Source organism: Arthrobacter sp. 147(2020), from assembly GCF_013116715.1.
Classification (GTDB): Bacteria; Actinomycetota; Actinomycetes; order Actinomycetales; family Micrococcaceae; genus Arthrobacter_D.
In genome coordinates, this window is the sequence record NZ_JABFOM010000005.1 from 158,653 (window position 1) to 180,221 (window position 21,569).

Below are 21,569 nucleotides of genomic sequence, written 5' to 3' on the forward strand. Positions count from 1 at the left end.
GTGCCTAGTCGGCCCGGGCCTGTTTGATCAGGTCGGCGCAGCGCTCACCGATCATCATGGTGGTGATGTTGGGGTTCACGGTGGTCAGCTCGGGCATGACAGAGGCGTCAGCGACGCGCAGACCCGTCACCCCTTTCACCCGCAACTGGGGGTCCAACGGCGACAGGTCGTCGGTGGGCGCTCCCATCCGTACCGTGCCGGCCGGGTGATAGACCGTGTTGTGGGTCCGGCGGATGTAGTCGGAAATTTCCTCATCCGTCTGCACGTCCTGGCCGGGATACAGCTCACGACCGGCCCATTCCGCCATGGCTGGCTGGGCGACAATTTCCCGTGCCTTCCTGATTCCCGCAATCATGACCCGCATGTCATGGGGGTCGGTAAAGTAGCGCGGATCCACCATCGGCTTGTCGCGGTAGTCCCGGCTGCGCAGTCGCACCGTCCCGCGTGAGCGCGCGTGGGTGACGTTCGGGGTGAGGCAGAACCCGTTGTCGGTGGTGGGGTACCCCTGCCGCAGCGTATGCATGTCGAAGGGCACCGATCCGTAGTGGAACATCAGGTCCGGCCGGTCCAGGCCCTCCTCGGTGGTGGCGAAAATCCCGATCTCCCACCACTGCGTCGAGGTTTCGGGCATCGGCTGCTTGGCTTCCCACTGGATGACACCCTCCGGGTGGTCCTGCAGGTGCTCGCCGACGCCCGGGGAGTCCACGCGGACGGCAATGCCGTGTTCGGCCAGCTGGGCGGCCGGGCCGATCCCGGAGAGCATGAGCAGTTTGGGCGAATCGATCGCGCCGGCTGATAGCACCACTTCCGACCGTGCGGTGAGGGTGTGCGTCCTCCCGAAGGAGGAATCGACGACGTCGACCCCGGTGCACCGGTTACCGCCGTCGAACCTCAGTTCCCGCGCCCGGAGGCCGGTGAGCAGGGTGAAGTTGGACCGTTCCATGATCGGGTGGATGTAGGACACCGACGACGACGCGCGGGTGCCGTCCGCTTGCCGGTTGATCTGGAAGAAGCTGGCCCCGTTGATCACGGTGGCCCCGGTGTTGAAATGGACCCGGGGGATGCCCGCCTGCTCGCACGCGTCCAGCAGTGCCTTGCCGGACGGGTCCCACGCCGGGATGTTCATCAGGTGCACCGGTCCTGAATCGCCGTGGTGAGGAGCATCAGGTCCGGCGTCTTCGTTCGTTTCCAGCCGCTGGTACAGCGCGTAGGCGGTGTCGGAGTTCCACCCCTCCGCCCCAAACCGGGTCTCCCACTCGTCGATGTCCTCCCGTGGCGCCCAGAACGCGATGCAGGAGTTGTGGCTGGAGCAGCCGCCCATCACCTTGGCGCGGGCGTGGCGCATGAAGGAGTTCCCGTTCTCCTGCGGTTCGATGGGATAGTCCCAGTCGTAGCCCGATTCAAGGAGTTCCATCCACCGGTCGAGGCGGAGGATCTGGTCCACGCCGCGGTCGTCGGGCCCGGCCTCGACCAGTGCCACCTCTACGGCAGGATCTTCGCTGAGGCGTGCCGCGACGGCTGCACCGGCGGAGCCGCCACCCACCACGATGTAGTCGAAGTCGGTCTTCTCGAAGTTCTCTGTTGTCTGGTCCGGCACCGTCACTGCTCCTCTTTGTGATCCGCAAACCAGCCAGTGACCTTCGGATCGATGTTGTGGTAAATGTGCTTGGCTTCCTGGTACTCGGCCAGGCCGGTTGGCCCGAGCTCGCGGCCCACGCCCGACTGGCCGAAACCGCCCCACTCGGCCTGCGGCAGGTAGGGGTGGAAGTCGTTGATCCAGATGGTGCCGTGGCGCAGCCGCCGGGCAACCCGCTGGGACTTCCCGGCGTCCTGGCTCCAGACCGCACCGGCGAGACCGTAGTGGGTGTCGTTGCCGATCGCCACCGCCTCGTCCTCCCCGTTGAACGTCTCGACGGTGACTACCGGGCCGAACGCCTCATCGACCACCACCGACATGCCCCGTTCCACCTGGTCGAGGACGGTGGGGGTGTAGTAGAAGCCCTGTTCCAGGTCGCCAGTGCCCCAGGTACCGCCGCAGCGCAGCCTGGCTCCCTCGGCGACTCCCTTATCCACGTAACTGGTCACCTTGTCACGGTGGGCTGCGGAGATCAGTGGCCCGGTTTCGGCGTCCTCGTCGAACGGTCCACCCAGCCGGATCAGCTGTGCTCGCCGCACCAGCTCATCGGTGAAGCGTTCGGCGATCGGTTCCTCGACAATCAGTCGCGCACCAGCAGAGCAGACCTGCCCTGAGTGAACAAACGCCGCATTGAGTGCGTTGTCGACCGCGGCGTCGAAATCGGCGTCCGCGAAGACAATGTTGGGATTTTTCCCTCCCAGCTCCAGCGCCACCTTCTTGACGGTGGCCGATGCTGCTGCGGCGATCCTCTTACCGGTCTCTAGGCCGCCGGTAAAGGACACCAGGTCGACGTCGACGTGCTCGGACAGCGGTGCGCCGACGGTCGCCCCGGCGCCGAGCACCAGGTTCGCGACCCCCTTCGGCAACCCCAGCTCATCCAGCACGTCCATCATGAGCATGCAGGTGTGCGGTGTGAGCTCGCTGGGCTTCAGTACGAAGGTACAGCCGGCCGCCAGAGCGGGTGCGATCTTCCAGGCTGACTGGAGCAGCGGGTAGTTCCAGGGCGAGATCAGCGCGCACACGCCGACCGGCTCGTATTCAATCCGGCTGACCACCGAGGCGTTGCCGGGGTCGACGAGTCGTCCCTGGTTCTGGCCGGCGAGCTTCCCGAAGTAGGTGAAGCAGCCGATGATGTCATCCATGTCGATCTCGCTCTCGACCAGGCGCTTGCCCGTGTCGAGGGTTTCGGCGCGGGCAAACTCGGCCTTGCGTTCCTGCAGTCGGGCGGCGACCTTCAGCAGGAAGTCGCCGCGTTCAGGGGCGGGCACAGCGGCCCACCCGCCCCCGTCGAACGCCCGCCGGGCTGCGGCGATGGCGGCCACGGCGTCGTCAGCGGTCCCCTCCGAGACCGTTCCCACTGCGGTGCCGTCGGCGGGGCAGCGGATCTCCCGGGTGCCGCCGTCCGAGGCTGGCACCCAGCTGCCATCAATGAACAGTGTTGCGGTACTCATGAGCGCTCCTCAGGGTTGGTGAAGTCGGCTTCCCAGTTGTCGGAGGCCAGATGGTCGTCGGTGATCGCCGTCGTGCCCGGTGTTGCACGGTTGCTGTGCAGGAATTCGAGGTGTGTCTCGTAGTGGTCCAGCACGTCGGTGATGACCTGTTCCTTGGTGTAGCCGAGCAGGTCGTAGCCGTTGCTGCCTTCGAGAGAGAAGACCTCCATCCGGTAGTACTTGTCGGTGGTGGGGGCACTCTTCACTGCGTACGACGGCGTGTCGTACTGCACGGGGTACACCTGGTACTTGAACGAACGTTCGCTGTCCAGGTTGACCGTCAGGTCCACGTGGCCAACCCCACCCGGGCCGGCGCTGCCGGAGGTAATTGTCACGTCGGCTCCCTGGGCGGCGAGTTCGTCGTGGACTTCCTGGAGTGCGGGCCGGGCGACCTCGTCGATGAACCGCTGGGCCTGTTTACGGCCAGGGTAGGTCAGGACATGGGTGAGCCGCTGGCGCCAGGTGCGGCCGCCGCGGGCCTCGGAACCGGACCGGCTGGAGATGATCCCGGGCAGCGAGGAGCGGTAGCTGTCCATCCGGGAGCTTTCTACCCGCAACGCCTTGTACAGCCCGTACATGATGAACAGCAGCAGGATCGAGAGCGGCAGGCCCATCACTACTGTGGCGTTCTGGAGCGTGAGCACCCCGCCGACCGACAGCATCGCCAGGGTCAGGGCGCCGGTCACGAGCGCCCAGAACACCCGGAGCCACTTGGGGCCATCGGAGTTGGCGTCCTTGAGGTGGGAGGTGAAGTTGGCCATCACGAGCGCGCCTGAGTCGGCGCTGGTGGCGTAGAAGAGCAGCCCGGTGAAAGTGGCGATCGCAATGATCAGTGGGGCCAGTGGATACTGCTCCAGGAGCCCATAGAAGGCCCGCTCCGGGTTGTTCATTCCTACCTCACCGAACTCGGCGTTGCCGCCCATCACAATGTCGAGGGCGCTGTTACCGAAGATCGAGATCCACAGGAGGATGAAGGTAAACGGCACGATCATGACGCCCAGGACGAACTGCCTGATGGTGCGGCCGCGGGAGATGCGTGCCAGGAAGAGCCCGACGAAGGGGGCCCAGGCGATCCACCAGGCCCAGAAGAACAGCGTCCACCCGCTCAACCAGGCATCGGGCCGGTCATAGGCGAAGGTGTCCATGGTCATGCCGGGGAACTGGCTGAGCACGTCACCGGTGTTCTGGATGATCCCGTCGAGCAGGAAGCTGGTCTTGCCAGCGATCAGGATGAAGAGCATGAGAGCAGCGGCCAGCAGGACGTTCAGCTCGGACAGGCGTCTGATCCCTTTTTCAACACCCGACACGGTCGAGACGACTGCCATCAGAACGGCGACGGTGATCAGGCCGATCTGGACCGCGAGGTTTTCCGGCAGGCCGAACATGAGGGTGAGCCCGTAGTTGAGCTGGACGACTCCGATGCCCAGCGAGGTGGCAATGCCGAAGATGGTGCCCAGCAGGGCGGCGATATCCACCGTGTGTCCGATGGGGCCCTCGACCTTCTTGCCGAAGATGGGGTACAGCGCGGATCGGATACTCAGGGGCAGGTTGTGGCGGTAGGCGAAGAAACCGAGGGCCAGGCCCATCAGGGCGTATAGGGCCCAGCCGGTGATTCCGTAGTGGAAGAGGGTCCAGACCATCGCCTGGCGGGCGGCCTCGACTGTCTCGCCGGCGCCCTGGGGAGGTGCAAGGTACTGGGTGATGGGCTCAGCCACCGAGAAGAACATCAGGTCGATGCCGATGCCAGCGGCAAACAGCATCGATGCCCAGGTGAACATGCTGAACTGGGGCTTGGAGTGGTCGGGTCCGAGCCGGACCTTCCCTACCCGGGAGAGCGCCGCGACCAGGACAAAAACGACCACCAGGGTGACGATCAGAAAGTAGTACCAGCCCATATTGACTGAGACCCAGGTGACCAGGGTGCCGATGACGGCTTCAGCATTGGCCGGGGCGATGATGGCCCAGAAAGTGATTGCCAGAATGCCAACGGCCGAGCCGATAAAGACCGTCTTGTTTACAGTGGTTCGTTGCACTGGGTTGGGTTCTGAACTCGGCTCGCCGGGGGAGTCCGGTCGATTCTTGATCGTTTGACTCATCATTCGCCTCACAGTTGTTTGTTGCCACGCCTGAGCTGCTGCACCCCACAAATTAAGTGGGCGGTTATAGGTATGACGGGCGACTCAACGCTATCAAGTGGGTTCCTGCGCCCCAAGCGAGGTCCTGACTGGGCTGCGATTGTGACCAATCTGCAACCCGCTCTTGATTCCCCCGGAACAAGGGTTAAGGGTGGGATCATGACTATTTCCCGAATCGAACTTGCCCCCGGCTTCACCGTCAGTGCCCAGGGTTTTGGCGGTATGGCGCTCACCGACGTCTATGGCGGATCACCCAGTGACGAGGCGCTGGCAACCCTGAATCATGCGGTGGATATCGGGGTGACCCTGATTGACACGGCGGACGTCTACGGGGCTGGCAGCAATGAGGAACTGATTTCCCGGTTGCTTCGGCACCGGCGCGGCGAGGTGGAACTGGCCACCAAATTCGGGATCATCGGCAGCCCCGCGCAGGGCTATTCGGGGGTCCGCGGTGACGCTGCCTACGTCCGTGAAGCCGCCGAAGCAAGCCTCGGCCGGCTTGATACCGAGGTGATCGACCTGTACTACATGCATCGGAGGGATACCAGCGTGCCCATTGAGGAAACCGTGGGGGCAATGGCTGACCTGGTGACCGCTGGCAAGGTGCGCCACCTGGGCCTGTCCGAGGTGACCGCCGACGAGCTCCAGGCGGCCTGCGCGGTCCACCCGATTGCCGCAGTCCAGAGCGAGTGGTCCATCTGGAGCCGTGACGTGGAGGCTCTAGTGGTCCCGGCTGCGGCGCAGCTGGGCGTGGGCTTTGTCCCGTATTCGCCGCTGGGCCGGGGTTTCCTGACCGGTACCGTTCAGGCAACCTCACTGGGGGAGGGGGACTTCCGCCACCGGGTGCCCCGCTTCGGCGCCGAGGCCATGGCGGCCAATGCTGCGGTTGTTGAGGCCATCCAGGGCGTTGCTGCCGACGTCGGTGCTACCGCAGCCCAGGTGGCCCTTGCCTGGTTGGCTGCGCAGGGCAAGCGGTTCGGCCTGCCGGTGGTTCCTATTCCTGGAACCCGGAAGCAACAGCGGATCGATGAGAACGCTGGCGCCACGTCAGTGGTCCTCACCCAGGCTCACCTGGATGTGCTCGACGGTGCGGCCGCCCAGGTAGTGGGAGACCGCAGCGCCGACCGGGGCTGGGTCTCGCAGGGAAGAGAGGCTTAGGGCCCTACCCCAGAAACGGGTGGAGTGCTCTACTGGGAGCCGGTGCGGTGGGGTTTGCTGTCAGCGAACCGTGCCCTACGCCGCGCCCGCGGTGAAGTTGAGCGAGGTAGACTCAACTTAAGGTCTAGTCGTTCGAAAGGTAAGAGTCATGGACGCCAAGTTCACCACCAAAAGCCAGGAAGCCCTCTCCGCTGCGGCAATGAATGCGTCGACCGCGGGGAACCCCCAGGTCGAGCCGGCGCACCTGTTGAAGGCGCTGATGGATCAGCGCGACGGTGTGGCAGTGGCACTGCTGAAGGCATCGGGTGCAGACCCCGACGCCGTGAGCGTCCGGGCGAGCACCGCGATCAAGGCCCTGCCGTCGTCGTCGGGCTCAACCACGGCGCAGGCACAGTTCTCCCGTGACACCCTGCAGGCCATCAAGGCCGCTCAGCAGGAGGCAGAGGGGCTCGGCGACAGCTTCATTTCCACCGAGCACCTGCTCCTGGGCGTGGCGGCCGGGGTCGGGCCAACAGCCACCATCCTGCGGGGAGCAGGAGCGAGTAGGGAGGCCCTCGCTGCCGCACTGCCTGGCATTCGCGGCGACCGCAGGGTGACCACTCCGGACCCGGAGAACACCTTCCAGGCGCTGGAGAAGTTCGGCGTCGACCTGACCGAGGTGGCCCGGTCCGGAAAGCTCGACCCCGTGATCGGGCGGGACAGCGAGATCCGGCGGGTCATCCAGGTGTTGTCACGCCGCACCAAGAACAACCCGGTGCTGATCGGCGAGCCCGGCGTCGGCAAGACCGCTGTGGTGGAAGGACTTGCCCAGCGGATCGTCGCCGGGGACGTTCCCGAATCGCTGCGGGACAAGACTTTGATCAGCCTCGATCTGGGGTCGATGATCGCTGGCGCCAAGTACCGGGGCGAGTTCGAGGAACGGCTCAAGGCTGTCCTTGAGGAGATCAAGTCCGCCAACGGCCAGGTGGTGACCTTCATCGATGAACTGCACACGGTGGTGGGCGCCGGCGCCTCCGAAGGGTCGATGGATGCGGGCAATATGCTCAAGCCGATGCTCGCCCGTGGTGAGCTCCGACTGATCGGGGCGACCACGCTCGACGAATATCGCAAGAACGTCGAGAAGGACGCGGCCCTGGAGCGCAGGTTCCAGCAGGTCTACGTCGGCGAGCCCAGCGTTGAGGACACCATCGGGATTCTCCGTGGCCTGAAGGAACGTTATGAGGCCCACCACAAGGTCACCATCGCCGACTCCGCACTGGTGGCTGCAGCCACATTGTCCAACCGGTACATTTCCGGCCGCAAGCTCCCGGACAAGGCGATCGACCTGGTGGATGAGGCTGCGTCCCGGCTGCGGATGGAGATCGATTCAGCCCCGGAGGAGATTGACCAGCTGCGTCGTTCGGTGGACCGCCTGACCATGGAAGAACTGGCGCTCGCAGGCGAGAACGACGACGCATCCCAGGACCGGCTTCATGCCCTGCGTGCCGACATGGCCGACCAGAAGGAGAAACTTGCGGCACTGAACGCCCGTTGGGAAGCGGAAAAGGCTGGCCTGAACCGGATGGGCGACCTCAAGGCGTCCCTCGAGGATCTACGCTCTCAGGCCGAGCGTGCCCAGCGCGACGGTGACCTCGAGCATGCCTCGCGGCTGCTGTACGGGGAGATTCCCGCGCTGCAGCGCGAACTCGACGCAGCGCAGGAGGCCGAGCCGGAGGACACCCCGCTGCCCATGGTCGCCGAGGACGTGACGGCCGCCGACATTGCCGAGGTGATCTCAGCCTGGACCGGTATTCCTGCCGGGCGCATGCTGCAGGGGGAAAGCCAGAAGCTGCTGCATATGGAACAGGTCATCGGTTCCCGGCTGATCGGACAGACCAAGGCCGTGTCCACAGTCTCGGATGCCGTTCGGCGCGCCCGCGCGGGCATCTCCGATCCCGACCGTCCCACCGGGTCCTTCCTGTTCCTGGGCCCCACCGGCGTCGGGAAGACCGAGCTCGCGAAGGCGCTCGCCGACTTCCTGTTCGACGACGAACACGCAATGGTCCGGATCGACATGTCCGAGTACTCCGAGAAGCACTCGGTCTCCCGGCTGGTGGGTGCCCCTCCCGGCTACGTCGGCTACGAGGAGGGCGGCCAGCTCACCGAAGCAGTCCGCCGCCGGCCCTACAGCGTCCTGCTGCTGGACGAGGTGGAGAAGGCGCACCCGGAGGTCTTCGACATTCTCCTGCAGGTGCTCGACGACGGACGGCTCACCGACGGGCAGGGTCGGACGGTCGACTTCCGGAACGTCATCCTGGTCCTGACGTCGAACCTGGGGTCCCAGTTCCTCGTTGATCCAGCACTGTCAGATTCGGCGAAGCGCGACGCCGTGATGGCTGTGGTGAACGCGAGCTTCAAACCGGAATTCCTGAACCGGTTGGACGATGTGGTGCTCTTCGATGCGCTGAGTCTTGAGGAGCTGTCCCGCATTGTGGACCTGCAGGTCCAGTCGCTCGCCTCCCGGCTCCACGAGCGCCGTCTCAACCTCTCGGTGACCGATGCCGCGCGCGAATGGCTGGCGTTGACCGGATTCGACCCTGCCTATGGTGCGAGGCCGTTGCGTCGACTGGTTCAGCGGGAGATCGGGGACCGGCTGGCCCGCGGCATCCTCGCGGGAACCATCAACGACGGCGATACGGTGCTGGTGGACCGCACCAGCGACGCCGATGGTCTCAACGTCGCCGCTCTGGAGGTTTCCGGGGAGGTTTCTGCCTAGCCGGGGGTTCTGTCTGGAGGAGACGCTGCGGCGGCCTGCGTGCCCGACTACTCGCTGATCAGCGTGTCGTTGATGATGTTGCCCTCGCTGCTGGTCACCAGGCAGTCCACCCGACGGTCGCCGTCGGACCAGGAGCCCTGACGCGGCGTGACGCGGAGGAGTTCGAGGTTTTCGTAGCGCGCGGCGGTGCCCTCATCGAGGTCGACGCCGTCGCACACCTCCTGCGCGCGAAGGGCCAGCGCGGCATCCCCGGGGAACTCGTCGGCCTCGGCATAGAACGCCGTAGCCAGGAGCTGGGCGTTGTGCGGGGTTGAGCAGGTGACCACTGTCGACTCGCTGTTGATGTCGACAAAGTCGCGGAGGCACTGGCCTTCCTCGATATCGAGGGGCAGCACGTTCTCGGCGATGATGCCGTCGGCGCCGGGGGTGCTGTTGACCACTGGCTCGCGGTCAGGAGAGGCTGTGAGCCCGCCGATTAGGGTGATCAGCCCCCAGATCAGCAGTCCCAGGGCCAGCACGCCGAGCAGCGCCCCACCGATGAGGAGGTTGCGGTTGCGAGGGGTCTTGCCGGATTCCTCACGCCCCTCACGACGGGTGGGGTGCGTGCCAGCCGGAGGGAGGCCATAGGGGCCTCCGGAGGGCTCGGGCTGCGGCCCGTCGGGTGCCTCCGGATAACCGCTGGCGGTACCGGCCGCTACCGGGCTTTCCGCGCCTGGACCTTTCGTTGCAGCGTTGGACGTTACCGCGTTGGACGGTGCCGAGCCGGACGGTTCTGTGCCGGACGGTGCCGTCTCGGCGGGTGCTGTATTGGACGGTTCTGTATGGGACGGTGCTGCGTCGGACGGTTCACCGCCGGTAGATTCAGGACCGGTGCCAACGTCAGCCGTGGCAGTGCCGGGTTCAGCTGTGTCGGCCGAATCCTGGGTGGCTCCAGCCTGGGCGAGGTTCTCGGTCTCGTCGAAGAGGCTGTCCCATCGCTGTTCATCTGTTGCTGCGGGGGTCCACTGTGGCGCCTTAGCGTCGGCGGCGAAGCTCGGAAGTGAGCGGGTGGCGTCGTTGCTGTCCAGAGGGCGCTCGATCTGGTCGGCACTGTCCTCAGCAGGATCAGGTGCGCCTTCAGCGCCAGCGGGCGCGTCGGCGGCCGGGGCGGCAACCTCTGCGGCCTCGTCAACTTCTGCGGCCTCGTCCGCCGTGCTGGGCGTCTCCTCGCCAGTATCACCTGCGGCGCCGCCGGCAGGAGCAGTGCCTGCCGGTGCCACCTGGGAAGCCGGGTCGGAGGAGGGGACGGTTCCGGCGACGAGCTGTCCGGCGTCGAGCGCTTCTTGCTCAACCCGGCGGGCCTCGGCCGCGGTCTCCTCCAGCGATGCGGCACGAGCTGTGTCCTCGCTGATTTTTGCCGGGTTCAGGGATGGTTCGACCAGTTGGACGTCGTCGGCGGAGACTGACAATTCAGGCTCGACGGTTTCCGGGGAGACTTGGGCGTCGGCAAGCTCCACGGTGTCGGGATCAATCAGCTGGGGTTCGTCCACGTGAAACGGGTCAACCTGCGGTGGCTGCGCGTCGTTGTGGTTCGGCTCAGCTTCGGAGTCCCGAGGGGTGTGCTCCTGATCGCTCATGGTGTCCCGCCCTGCCTTAGATATTCTCTCGCGTCCGCCCAGCGTATAGGCTCTTTAAGTACGACTTTAGCCAAGTTTTGGCTGCGTCATGCGGGGGCCGGGGATTCCAGATGCCGCGACGTGGTTTCAACGATTGGTGGGTGGCCGCGGCGGCGCACGCGGCGGTCGCGAAAGCATGTAATCTATAGGTACGACAAACTGACCAAATACTCCGGGGCCTCGCTGCAGCCTTGGGCCGATAGGGCCCCAGTGACCACCTCCGGATCGACGCAAAAGGGGGTCACGCCATGGGGCGCGGCCGTCAAAAGGCAAAAGCTACCAAGCAGGCTCGGGACATGAAGTATTTCAGTCCTGCAACTGACTACACGGCACTGCAGCGAGAGCTCACAGGCCCGGGCGAGCGAGCCTCCAAACGTTCGGCGGATCCGATGGAGCCGGTTGAACCGGATTACTCGGCTTACGCGGACAAGTACGCTGATGGGGTCGATGATGACGAGGACGACGGCGGATCGCGCCGCACTGGTTAATCTCTTCTAGAAAAAGTGGGGTACCTGCAAAATAGCCGTCAACTGACGGCAATTCTGCAGGTACCCAACTTTTTTGTGCTGTAAACCGCGCCTGACCTAGGCGTACTGGCCGACCAGGCGTACCGATCCGCCGTCGACGCCCTTGGCGCCCTGCACGTAATCCGGTCCGTCGGTGGACTCGTTGGAGGCTTCGGCGATCTGCCCCATCACCCAGGCGGGGACGCCCCGCTCGGTCAGCCGGGCCACTGCAGCGTCGGCGGCCGGCGCCGACACGACCGCCACCATTCCGACGCCAAGGTTAAGTGTGCGCTCGAGGTCCGGCAGCGGGACGGCGCCGAGCTCGGCAACCAGCTTGAAGATGGCTGGCAGTTCCCAGGTGGACCGGTCCACTGTGGCTTCCAGGCCGTGCGGGAGGACGCGTGCCAGGTTGGCGGCAAGACCGCCGCCGGTGACGTGGCTGAAGCCGTGGACGCCCGCATCGTGGGTGACCGGCAGGAAGCGGGCCAGGTCCAGGCAGTCGGCGGCGTAGACGCGGGTCGGCTCGAGGAGTTCCTCGCCGAGCGTGCGTCCCAGTTCGCTGACCTGGCGGTCCAGGGCCCAGCCGGCCTGGTTGATGATCCGGCGTACCAGCGAGTAGCCGTTGGAGTGCAGGCCCGACGACGCCATCCCGATGACCACGTCACCCGCGCGTACCCGGTCCGGGCCGAGCAGCGCGTCGGCTTCGACCACGCCGGTGGCGGCGCCCGCGACGTCGTACTCATGTTCTCCCAGGAGACCCGGGTGCTCGGCGGTCTCCCCGCCCACCAGGGCGGTCCCGGCAACTGAGCAGGCCGCGGCGATACCCCGCACGATGTCGGCGATGCGTTCAGGCACCACCTTGCCGCATGCGATGTAGTCGGTCATGAAGAGGGGCTCGGCGCCCACCACCACAATGTCGTCGACCACCATGCCCACCAGGTCAAACCCGATGGTGTCGTGGATGTCCATCGCCTGCGCGATCGCTACCTTGGTGCCGACGCCGTCGGTGGACGTCGCCAGCAGGGGCTTGCGGTAGGTCAGCAGTCGTGACACGTCATACAGGCCAGCGAAACCGCCGACCCCACCGATGACCTGGGGTCCGTGGGTGGCACGAACGGCATCCTTCATCAATTCGACGGCGCGATCGCCGGCCTCGACGTCAACTCCGGCGCTGGCATAGGTGATGGGGGAGTTGGTGGTCATACCCGTTCTTTCTTGTCTTCGTCGGTCAGGACTGCCTCGAACTCGCTGTCGGGCCCGGGGTCGCAGCCGTTGGATCCGGGATCCTCGGCCGGATCGATGCGCTCCAGCAGGTTCTTCCCGCGCCGTTCCTCGGCAGGAAGCGCGATCGGGTAGTCACCGGTGAAGCACGCGGTACAGAGCCGTTCACGGGGCTGCTCGGTCGCGGCAATCATCCCGTCCTCGGAAATGTACGCGAGGCTGTCGGCGCCGATGGAGTTACTGATCTGCTCCACTGCTGCACCGTTGGCGATGAGCTCGGCACGGGAGGCGAAGTCGATCCCATAGAAGCAGGGCCAGCGGACCGGTGGGGAGGAGATCTTGACGTGGACCGACGCGGCGCCAGCCTCACGGAGCATCCGTACCACCGCCCGCTGGGTGTTGCCGCGCACGATCGAGTCGTCCACTACGATGATCCGCTTGCCCCGGATGACGGACTCCAGCGCGTTGAGTTTCAGCCGGATGCCGAGCTGGCGGAGAGTCTGGCTGGGCTGGATGAATGTCCGGCCCACGTAGGAGTTCTTGACGAACCCGTGGGCGAACGGGATGCCCGACTGTTCGGCGAACCCCACCGCAGCAGGGGTGCCGGATTCGGGGACGGGGATGACGACGTCGGCCTCGGCCGAGTTTTCGCGGGCCAGCTGGCGGCCCATCTCCACGCGCGCCTCATAGACGGAGCGGCCGGCGATGGCGGCGTCAGGCCGGGCCAGGTAGACGTATTCGAAGACGCAGCCGGCCTTCGTGGGCTCCGCGAACTTCCGGGTGCGGACGCCGTCCTCGTCGATGGCGATGAACTCGCCCGGTTCGATCTCGCGGATGAAGCTGGCACCCACGGTGGCGAGGGCGGCCTGCTCGGAGGCGACCACCCAGCCGCGCTCCAGCCGGCCCAGGACGAGGGGGCGGACGCCGTGCGGGTCACGGGCGGCGTAGAGGGTTCCCTCGTCCATGAAGACGAAGCAGAAGGCGCCGCTGATTTTGGGGAGCAGCTCCAGGGCGGTTTCCTCAAGCGACCGGCCGTCGTCACCAGCCAGGAGCGTTGTCACCAGGGCAGTGTCCGAGGTGTTGCCCTGGGCCATTTCGCCGCTGCGGGGCTTGCCATGACGGGCGAGGACCATCTGGTACAGGTCGGCCGAGTTGGTCAGGTTGCCGTTGTGGGCGAGGGCTACGGTGCCGACGGCGGTGGCACCGAGCGTGGGCTGCGCGTTGGCCCAGTTGGAGGACCCGGTGGTGGAATAGCGGCAGTGCCCGACGGCGATATGCCCTTCCAGCGTGTTGAGGGTGGTCTCGTCGAAGACCTGGGACACGAGGCCCATGTCCTTATAGACGCTGATCCGGGTGCCGTCGCTGGTGGCGATGCCCGCGGATTCCTGTCCCCGATGCTGCAACGCGTACAGACCGTAGTAGGCGAGCTTGGCCACCTCCTCGCCGGGGGCCCAGACACCGAAGACACCGCAGGCATCCTGGGGTCCCTTCTCGCCTGGAAGAAGGTCATGGGAAAGATTACCGTCACCGCGAGCCATTGCATCATTCTCTCATGCGCTGGCCCTGGCAGCTCCACCGTCAGTCGGTATGTGACTCGTCGTCGTAGGTGCGCTCTGCGACGGCCCGGCGGGAGCGCCGGACGCTGATTCGATCGAGGACGAGAACCAGGAGCGCGCCGAGCAGGAGCCCAGGAATCGCGAACACCATGATGAAGAATCCGAAAATAGATTCGCGGGTCAGGGTGGGGTCGCCGGGGCCGGCGTAGGCAACGATTGCCGCGATGACCACTCCCACCAGCACGCCGAGTCCCATGAACGGGGCGAATCGCGGAGCGCGCCGAACGGTCACCTCGCGGCGTGCGGGAGCCTGCTCCCCGGAGTCCTTGCCGACGTCGCCGGAATCGTGGTCCGGAGTGTTGGCGGGGGCGTGCGTCTCGCGGGCCATGTTCGCGGCGTCGGGTGCTGGCACATCTGCGTCCCCGTTGCGGGGTGGGGGTTGCTCTGAGCTCATGCTTTAAGGCTACCGGCGTTTAGCCGATCCGCCTGACCACCTGATACCCGTCGTCCTGGAAGACCAGCTCATAGGACTCACCCGGGTAGGTTTCCTCGGCGTGCGCCACGGCGTCTTCCGGATGGGTGGTCCCCCAGCTCCAGTCCTGGTTGTCCACGATGAGGAAATCGGGCGGCGGATTCTCGGAGCCCAGCCAGAACACCTCGGTGTGAGGGACCAGGTATGGCATCAGCACCACCCCGGTCTCCACGGTGGCCCCTGCGGGCAGCTGGTCCATGAGGCGCTGGGCGGTCTCCCAGCGCTCGGACTGTCGGTAGGTTTCCGGGTCGGCGAGGGCGGCGAGCGGCTGGCTGGGCAGCAGGAGCAGTGCGACGACGGTCACCGCAGGGACGACGGCGGCGTCGGCCGCCCGCATCCACCGCCGCTCCGACCTCCGGGACGTGTCGATGGCGTCGATCAGTGCGGCGAACAGGACCGGCATCAGGACGGCGCTGTAGTGCCATTCAGTGCCCCAGTACACCGGGTTTTCGGCAACGAAACGCCAGGCCAGGGTGGGAACCATGATCAGCGTGAGGGGGGACCTGAGGAAAAGGAACCCACCGGCCAGCAGCAGCAGCCACACGGTTTCATACTTGGCGCTGGCGGAAAAGATTGTGACCAGAGCCCCGACCGGGTCGGCAAGCATCCCGCGGACGTCGATCCGGTCCGAATAGTCGTACTGGCCGCCGCTGTTGAGGAGGGGCAGGATCACCGCGACGGACAGGAGCATCCAGCCGAGTCCCCAGGCCGCGAGCCACAGGCCGATCCGGTCGCGGTAGCGCCACGCGATGACCAGCCCGATCGCTGCGACGGTCAGCCCCAGATCCTCCTTCACGAAGACCAGCAGGCCGGCCCAGACGACGGCGGCGCGCACCCGCCTGTCGATCATTGCTTCGAGTGCCAGGGCCAGCAGCAGGATGGCGAACGCGATCTCGTGAAACTGGGCGGCGACCGCCGTCTGTAGTCCCCACGACAGTCCGTAGGCCGCGCCGAGACAGGTGCCGGTGATGGTCCCCAACCGGCGGATGCCCAGCCGGGCGATCACCAGGACTGAGGCGCCGATCAGGATGTTCTGCAGCACCAGCAGGGTGAGCCCGGAGGGGAAGAAGGCGTAGGCGGGCCCGAGGAGGACCAGGAGCGGGTGGAAATGGTCTCCCAGCAGGTTGAACCCGTCCCCCTTGATCGGGACGATGGGCGCGTCGAACCCGGCGTAGGCCTTGGCCAGTTGGGTGAAGATACCGAGATCCCAGGAGGGGGTGTCCATCCTGTTCCACTGCGCCACCGAGAACACCGTGTAGATGACGGTGATAGCGAGGGCTGTGATCAGGGCGGCGGGGGGCTGCCGACGGAACGCCGACCCCGTCGACCGGAGGCCCTCAGCGATGAAGGACGGCCGGTGCATTGAATGCTGGGCACTCACGGAGTGCGGGGGCCGGGGGCTGGAAACAATGGCAACCACTCACTCAGGTTTGCCCGCTGGCCGGATGCCGCGACCTTGCCGGCGCTGACGGCGTCGGGCCAGGTCAGTGTGCCGGTGACGAGCGCCAGCCACGTGACGGCGTCGGTTTCCACCACATTCGGCGGGGTACCCCGGGTATGGCGCGGCCCGGGCACGCACTGCGCCACGCCGAAGGGAGGGACCCGAACTTCGACGCTGTTCCCAGGGACACGCTCGGCGAGCTCCTCGAGGGCGTAGCGGACCGCTGTTGCTGTGTCGGCTCGGGCAGCCGTCCCGGAGCGAACAGCGTCCAGGGCGGGTTGGCCCGCTGTGGCGGGGATCCGTCGTCGTGCCATGGTGATTAGTCCAGCAGGGCCATGACCGGTGCGGCGAGCCGGAGCTTACCGACCGGCTCGTTTCCGCCGAGGACGGGCGGCACCACCTTCTCCAGCACGGCGCCCACCTTGTCGACGTCGACCGCGCCAGCCGCGGCCAGCAGGGTCAGGCCGACCAGCGTGGTGGCGCGGATGTTGCCGTCCAGGATTTTCAGGGCCAGGGAGACACCGGTGTCGGTACCCATCACGAGCACGCCCTCCGCACCATTCTTCGAGATGATGCCCAGATCCTCCATCACCACCGAGTTCTCGCGGCCGCGGCCGTGAACGGCCCATGGGTAGTCGAGCATGGCGGTGGCGATAGTCGCCGCGCGGGCGTCAGCGTTCTTGTCTGACGGCGCCCGGGAGAACTTGCCGATGCCGCGGGCCAGGCCCTTGAGGGAGACCGCGGCCAGGGGAGCGCCGCAGCCATCGACGCCCCAGTGCGCAACCTTCTCCTCGGTGTACTCCTCGATCACCGTGGCAATCCGCTGCTGCAGCGGGTGCGACGGGTCGAGGTAGGTGGAGTGGTCCCAGTTGTTCTCGGTGCAAGCCCAGAGGAAAGCGGCGTGTTTGCCTGAGCAGTTGAAGGCGATCCGCTGCTTGCCGCGGTCGGTGCGGATCAGCCAGTTGCGGGCTTCCTCATCCTGGGGCCAGTCGGCCGGGCACTGGAGGTGTTCCTCGGACACTCCGGCGGCGCTGAGCATGGTGCGGACCACGTCCATGTGCTCGTGGGAGCCCACGTGGCTGGCGGCGGCCAGGGCCACCTGGGGACCGCGCAGCGGCACCCCCGACTGCATCGCGGCGAGGGCCTGGAAGGGCTTGAGGGTGGAGCGGGGGAAGACTGGGGAATTGATGTCTCCGAGTTCGGTGACGACCGTCCCGTCTGCGGCCAGGATTACTGCTGAACCGAGGTGCCGGGATTCGATGAAACCGTTGCGTTCCAGGACGGCGAGGTCGACGGCGTCGGAGGTGGAGAAGGTCTGAGGCATGAATCAAGTATCGCTCATCGGCTGCGGGGGTGGAGCTTGTGCCCACCGAAGGGAACGGACATCCGGTGGGCACAAGTTTTTGGGGGTGGCAGGCTATTCGGCGGTGAACTGCACCGACTGCCAGCCGGAGGCGCCGTTGGGCACGGTATCGGCGCGTTCCTCGGTCTGCACGCCGTCGGGATCGTAGGCACGGGCGCGCACCGTGTGCGACCCGGATTCGAGGTTCACCTCGTGGGACCACTGGCGCCAGGTATCCACCGACGCTTCGGCCGCCAGGGTGACTTCCTCCCAGTCGCCGCCGTCAATCTGGACCTCCACTTTGGTGATGCCACGGTGCTGGGCCCAGGCCGTACCACCGATCATCGAGGTCCCGGCAGGCACCTGGGCGAAGGATCGGGGCACCTCGACGCGGGCCATGGTCTTGATCGGGCCCTCTTCCGACCATCCGCGGTCGGTCCAGTAGGCGGTCTTGTCGGCAAACCGGGTGACCTCCAGGTCGACCACCCATTTGGTGGCGGAAACGTAGCCGTACAGGCCGGGCACCACCATCCGGACGGGATAGCCATGTTCCAGAGGCAGTGGCTCACCGTTCATCGAGATCGCGAGCATCGCGTCTCTGTCGTCCTGCAGGATCGGCAGCGGGGTAGAGGCGCTGAAGCCGTCAGTGCTGGTGGACAGCACCATGTCGGCGCCAGCGGTGGGCCGCGCACGGGCCAGCAGATCGCGGAGGGGGTAGCCGAGCCATTTGGCGTTGCCGGCCAGGTTCCCGCCCACGGGGTTGGACACGCAGGTCAGGGTGATGTGGCGTTCGATCAGGTCGGCGTCGAGCAGGTCCTGGAAGGTGATGGTGAACTCTTCCTCGACCATTCCATGGACGCGCAGTTCCCAGGTTTCCAGGTCGATCTGCGGCACGCTCAGTGCGGTGTCGATGCGGTAGAAGTCGGGGTTGGGGGTGACCCAGGGGACTACACCGTCGACGCCGGCTTCCACCCCGGCCGGGATGGCGGGTGCGGCGCTGGCCGGTGCGGGAAAGCTGAGGGCTTCGCGGGCCATGTTGACCGTATTACGGGCGCCAGCGATGGCGCGGCCTCCGGCGGCCGCGGCACCCGCGATAACTGCGGTGATGCCTGCGGCGGCGAAGAAGGTGCGGCGGCTGGTTCCGCTGGCTTTCGGCTGGGTGGACTCCGTCTGGCTGGAGGTCGATGCGTTGGAGTCCGAGGTGGTCGCTACGGAGGCGACGTCGTCGTTCGCGGCATGCAGCGCCCGGATGAGGAACCGCAGCGCGAGCAGCCCGACGGCGGTGCCGATCACTGTGGGGATGGCATCCACCAGCGTGGCTCCGGCGCGGGAGATCACCGCGGCCACGATGACAGCTCCCATAAGCACCACACCGGCAACACCGAACGCCCACCGGCGGTAGGCGACCACGCCAAGGATGGCGGCAAGGATGACGATGGTGACACCCATGCCGACGAAGAGGGCGACCTTGTCGTTGGTGCCGAAGGTGGCGATCGCGAAGTCCTTCAGCCACGGCGGGGTGAAGTCGATGAAGGTGGAGCCCAGAGCGATCAGGGGTGCGGCGCGGGCGGTCAGGAAGGCACCGAGCAGCTCGGCGACGCCCAGCACCAGGCCCGCCGACACAATCCCTGCGAGTGCTGCCAGCATGGTTCCCTTGCGCCCGAGGCGTCGTAAAGCTTTCATGACCTTCATTCGTAGTCGTTGGGCACGGGTATGGGTTGTCATAGGCCGAATCGGCCCGTCACAGCTTCGCGGGTACTCAGCGGAGCCAGTACGCTGATCTACTGTGAAGGTTCTAGTGATAGGCCCCGGCGGCCGCGAACATGCCCTTGTCCGAGCGCTGCTGGCCGATCCGTTCGTGCACGAGGTGCACGCCGCCCCCGGCAATGCGGGAATCAGCGCGATGGTGCCCACCCATCCGGTTGACGCAGTCGACCCCGCCGCCGTGACCGCCCTGGCGCAGTCGCTGGGCTCCGATCTGGTGGTGATCGGTCCGGAAGCGCCGCTCGCCGCGGGAGTTGCCGACGCGCTGCGGGCCGCGGGGATCCCCGTCTTCGGTCCGTCGCGGGAGGCGGCGCAGCTGGAGGCCTCCAAGGCGTTCGCCAAGCAGATCATGGCGGCGGCCAACGTTCCCACCGGGATGGCGCGCGTCGCCTCGACAGCGGAGCAGGCCGCAGATGCACTCGATATCTTCGGAGCCCCGTACGTGGTCAAGGATGACGGACTGGCCGCGGGCAAGGGAGTAGTGGTCACTGAGGATCGGACCGAGGCGCTCGCCCACGCGCAGGCCTGCTTCGACGCTGGCGGAACGGTGGTGATCGAGGAGTTCCTCGACGGACCCGAGGTCTCACTCTTCGTTCTCTCGGACGGGCTGAACGTACTGCCCCTCGCGCCCGCCCAGGATTTCAAACGCATTCACGACGGCGACCAGGGCCCGAACACCGGCGGCATGGGTGCCTACTCGCCGCTGGAGTGGGCACCGGCGGGCCTGGTTGATGAGGTCATTGCCCGGGTAGCGCAGCCCACCATCGACGAGATGGCTCACCGCGGTACTCCGTTTGTGGGAGTCCTCTACGTTGGTCTGGCCCTGACGACCCGCGGCCTGCGGGTCATTGAATTCAACGCCCGCTTCGGCGATCCCGAGACCCAGGCTGTGCTGGCACGGCTGAAGACCCCGCTGGGCGGGGTGCTGCTGGCAGCAGCGAAGGGCGGACTGGACCGGGTGGAACGGCTGCACTGGTCGCCCCAGACAGCGGTGTCGGTGGTCCTCGCCTCAGCGAACTATCCCGACGCTCCCCGGACCGGGGACCGGGTACGCGGGCTGAAGAAGGCCGAGGCAATCGACGGCGTGCAGGTGCTGCACGCTGGAACCGCCAAGAAGCGCGGCAAAGTGGTGTCCGCCGGCGGCAGGGTGCTCGCCGTCGTCGGGCTCGGCGATGACCTCGCCGCCGCCCGGGCCAAGGCCTACAGCGGCCTGGCCGAGCTGAAGTTGAAGGGCGGGCAGTACCGGACCGACATTGCACTGGTCGCCGCGCAGGGCGGTATTGTGGTCGCCTCGCCCGCGCCCTCGCCCGTCACGGCGCTGTCCGCTGGATCCGCCTCCACCCCGACGGGGGCGTGAGCGTGGTCTTCGCCCCTCCGTTCGTCGAGGTTCCTGGGTGGAAGCACGTCTACTCGGGAAAGGTGCGGGACCTGTACTCGCCGCTGACCGGACCCGACGATCGGGTGCTCGTGGTGGCGAGCGACCGGATTAGCGCGTACGACCACGTGCTGACCTCGGAAATCCCCGACAAGGGCCGGGTCCTGACCCAGCTGAGCCTGTGGTGGTTTGACCAGCTCGCCGAGGTGCCCAACCACGTGCTCTCGACTGATGTGCCCGACGTGGTCGCTGGCCGGGCGATGATCTGCCGGAAGCTCGACATGTTCCCGGTGGAATGCATTGCCCGCGGCTACCTGACCGGGTCCGGCCTCCTGGAGTACCGCTCGTCGGGAACTGTGTGCTCGCTTCCGCTGCCGCCCGGCCTGGTGGACGGGTCCCGACTGGAGCCGGCCGTGTTTACGCCGTCGGCCAAAGCCGCTGTGGGGGACCACGACGAGAACATTGAGTACGACGACGTCGTAGCCCTCGTCGGCCCGTCAGTGGCGTCGGAGCTGCAGCGGCTGACGCTGGCGATCTATGGCCGGGCCGAGGAGATTGCCCGGTCCCGGGGGATCATCCTGGCCGACACGAAGGTGGAGTTCGGGCTGTCGGGCGACGGCGAGATCACCCTGGGCGATGAGGTGCTGACCCCCGACTCGTCGCGGTTCTGGGATGCCTCCCTCTACTCGCCGGGGCAGGCGCAGCCCTCCTTCGACAAGCAGTTTGTCCGTGACTGGCTGACTTCGGACGCGTCCGGGTGGGACAAGACCTCCACACCGCCCGCGCTTCCCGACGAGATCATCGAGAAGACCCGGGCCCGGTACATCGAGGCCTACGAGCGGCTGACCGGGCTCGTCTTCGCCTGAGCCTTTGGGCCCGAGTCCTCTGGGCAGTTCTGGCGCGCAGCATCCCACTGGCGGGTGTCAGTCAGTGGGACTGTCTGGACTATCGGCGGATTCAAGTGGTCGTTGCAACACCTTGAGGAATCGGGAGTTGCAGTGTC

General features: G+C 66.4%; 16 protein-coding genes. 5 read left to right on the forward strand and 11 right to left on the reverse strand.

Features of this window, described 5'->3' with window-relative positions:
- Nucleotides 1-4: 4 nt before the first annotated feature.
- The 3 genes from HMI58_RS05995 to betT are packed head-to-tail and all read right to left on the reverse strand — an operon-like array spanning nt 5 to nt 5,225.
- Nucleotides 5-1,597: a GMC oxidoreductase gene (locus HMI58_RS05995; protein ID WP_171618481.1), complete on the reverse strand. Its 1,593-nt coding sequence runs from the start codon at nt 1,595-1,597 to the stop codon at nt 5-7.
- A gap of 2 nt (nt 1,598-1,599) precedes the next feature.
- Nucleotides 1,600-3,087 (reverse strand): aldehyde dehydrogenase family protein, encoded by a 1,488-nt coding sequence (locus HMI58_RS06000; protein ID WP_171618482.1) that lies wholly within the window; start codon nt 3,085-3,087, stop codon nt 1,600-1,602.
- A complete protein-coding gene (gene betT / locus HMI58_RS06005; protein ID WP_205207935.1) occupies nt 3,084-5,225 on the reverse strand; it encodes a choline BCCT transporter BetT in 2,142 nt (713 codons plus the stop codon). Before betT ends, HMI58_RS06000 begins: the two co-directional genes overlap by 4 nt.
- Before the next feature lie 195 nt (nt 5,226-5,420).
- Between betT and HMI58_RS06010 the strand changes: the two genes are divergently transcribed.
- On the forward strand, nt 5,421-6,419 hold the full coding sequence (locus HMI58_RS06010; RefSeq protein ID WP_171618483.1) for an aldo/keto reductase: 999 nt from the start codon (nt 5,421-5,423) through the stop codon (nt 6,417-6,419).
- A 148-nt stretch (nt 6,420-6,567) separates the two neighbouring features.
- Complete coding sequence (gene clpB / locus HMI58_RS06015) at nt 6,568-9,174, forward strand: ATP-dependent chaperone ClpB (protein WP_171618484.1); 2,607 nt, start codon at nt 6,568-6,570, stop codon at nt 9,172-9,174.
- Between the two features lie 47 nt (nt 9,175-9,221).
- Here the strand turns inward: clpB and HMI58_RS06020 are convergent, their stop codons facing one another.
- Nucleotides 9,222-10,790, reverse strand: coding sequence for a hypothetical protein (locus tag HMI58_RS06020; RefSeq protein ID WP_171618485.1), 1,569 nt, complete (start codon nt 10,788-10,790; stop codon nt 9,222-9,224).
- Between the two features lie 287 nt (nt 10,791-11,077).
- Here HMI58_RS06020 and HMI58_RS06025 point away from each other — a divergent pair, with 287 nt between their 5' ends.
- Nucleotides 11,078-11,317 (forward strand): DUF3073 domain-containing protein, encoded by a 240-nt coding sequence (locus HMI58_RS06025; protein ID WP_171585716.1) that lies wholly within the window; start codon nt 11,078-11,080, stop codon nt 11,315-11,317.
- A 96-nt stretch (nt 11,318-11,413) separates the two neighbouring features.
- On the opposite strand, the gene purM is transcribed toward HMI58_RS06025, so the two are convergent.
- The 7 genes from purM to HMI58_RS06060 form a co-directional block, all read right to left on the reverse strand.
- The gene (gene purM / locus HMI58_RS06030) at nt 11,414-12,538 is read right to left on the reverse strand and encodes a phosphoribosylformylglycinamidine cyclo-ligase (protein WP_171585717.1); all 1,125 of its coding nucleotides are present in this window, start codon (nt 12,536-12,538) and stop codon (nt 11,414-11,416) included.
- Nucleotides 12,535-14,094, reverse strand: coding sequence for an amidophosphoribosyltransferase (purF, locus tag HMI58_RS06035; RefSeq protein WP_171618486.1), 1,560 nt, complete (start codon nt 14,092-14,094; stop codon nt 12,535-12,537). The genes purM and purF overlap by 4 nt, the downstream gene beginning before the upstream one ends.
- A 40-nt stretch (nt 14,095-14,134) precedes the next feature.
- Nucleotides 14,135-14,566, reverse strand: a complete 432-nt coding sequence (locus HMI58_RS14635; protein ID WP_225667915.1) for a hypothetical protein — start codon at nt 14,564-14,566, stop codon at nt 14,135-14,137.
- A gap of 19 nt (nt 14,567-14,585) precedes the next feature.
- A complete protein-coding gene (locus tag HMI58_RS06045; protein WP_171618487.1) occupies nt 14,586-16,025 on the reverse strand; it encodes a DUF2079 domain-containing protein in 1,440 nt (479 codons plus the stop codon).
- The gene (locus tag HMI58_RS06050) at nt 16,022-16,399 is read right to left on the reverse strand and encodes a sterol carrier family protein (protein ID WP_171618488.1); all 378 of its coding nucleotides are present in this window, start codon (nt 16,397-16,399) and stop codon (nt 16,022-16,024) included. Before HMI58_RS06050 ends, HMI58_RS06045 begins: the two co-directional genes overlap by 4 nt.
- Before the next feature lie 5 nt (nt 16,400-16,404).
- Entirely contained in the window at nt 16,405-17,409 is a 1,005-nt protein-coding gene (locus tag HMI58_RS06055; protein WP_171618489.1) for an asparaginase, read from the reverse strand.
- Nucleotides 17,410-17,502: 93 nt separating this feature from the next.
- Complete coding sequence (locus tag HMI58_RS06060) at nt 17,503-19,110, reverse strand: molybdopterin-dependent oxidoreductase (protein ID WP_225667914.1); 1,608 nt, start codon at nt 19,108-19,110, stop codon at nt 17,503-17,505.
- A 103-nt stretch (nt 19,111-19,213) separates the two neighbouring features.
- Here HMI58_RS06060 and purD point away from each other — a divergent pair, with 103 nt between their 5' ends.
- Nucleotides 19,214-20,548 carry a phosphoribosylamine--glycine ligase gene (purD, locus tag HMI58_RS06065; protein WP_171618490.1) on the forward strand — a complete coding sequence of 445 codons (1,335 nt, stop codon included), beginning with the start codon at nt 19,214-19,216 and terminating at the stop codon, nt 20,546-20,548.
- Between the two features lie 2 nt (nt 20,549-20,550).
- Nucleotides 20,551-21,432 (forward strand): phosphoribosylaminoimidazolesuccinocarboxamide synthase, encoded by an 882-nt coding sequence (locus HMI58_RS06070; protein ID WP_171618491.1) that lies wholly within the window; start codon nt 20,551-20,553, stop codon nt 21,430-21,432.
- The last annotated feature ends 137 nt before the right edge of the window (nt 21,433-21,569 follow it).

What these genes read in the sequence shown, in the direction of transcription:
- HMI58_RS06000 (WP_171618482.1), bottom strand. Translation starts at nt 3,087, where the DNA reads ATGAGTACCGCAACACTGTTCATTGATGGCAGCTGGGTGCCAGCCTCG.
- betT (WP_205207935.1), bottom strand. Translation starts at nt 5,225, where the DNA reads ATGATGAGTCAAACGATCAAGAATCGACCGGACTCCCCCGGCGAGCCG.
- HMI58_RS06010 (WP_171618483.1), top strand. Translation starts at nt 5,421, where the DNA reads ATGACTATTTCCCGAATCGAACTTGCCCCCGGCTTCACCGTCAGTGCC.
- clpB (WP_171618484.1), top strand. Translation starts at nt 6,568, where the DNA reads ATGGACGCCAAGTTCACCACCAAAAGCCAGGAAGCCCTCTCCGCTGCG.
- HMI58_RS06020 (WP_171618485.1), bottom strand. Translation starts at nt 10,790, where the DNA reads ATGAGCGATCAGGAGCACACCCCTCGGGACTCCGAAGCTGAGCCGAAC.
- HMI58_RS06025 (WP_171585716.1), top strand. Translation starts at nt 11,078, where the DNA reads ATGGGGCGCGGCCGTCAAAAGGCAAAAGCTACCAAGCAGGCTCGGGAC.
- purM (WP_171585717.1), bottom strand. Translation starts at nt 12,538, where the DNA reads ATGACCACCAACTCCCCCATCACCTATGCCAGCGCCGGAGTTGACGTC.
- purF (WP_171618486.1), bottom strand. Translation starts at nt 14,094, where the DNA reads ATGGCTCGCGGTGACGGTAATCTTTCCCATGACCTTCTTCCAGGCGAG.
- HMI58_RS14635 (WP_225667915.1), bottom strand. Translation starts at nt 14,566, where the DNA reads ATGAGCTCAGAGCAACCCCCACCCCGCAACGGGGACGCAGATGTGCCA.
- HMI58_RS06050 (WP_171618488.1), bottom strand. Translation starts at nt 16,399, where the DNA reads ATGGCACGACGACGGATCCCCGCCACAGCGGGCCAACCCGCCCTGGAC.
- HMI58_RS06055 (WP_171618489.1), bottom strand. Translation starts at nt 17,409, where the DNA reads ATGCCTCAGACCTTCTCCACCTCCGACGCCGTCGACCTCGCCGTCCTG.
- HMI58_RS06060 (WP_225667914.1), bottom strand. Translation starts at nt 19,110, where the DNA reads ATGAAAGCTTTACGACGCCTCGGGCGCAAGGGAACCATGCTGGCAGCA.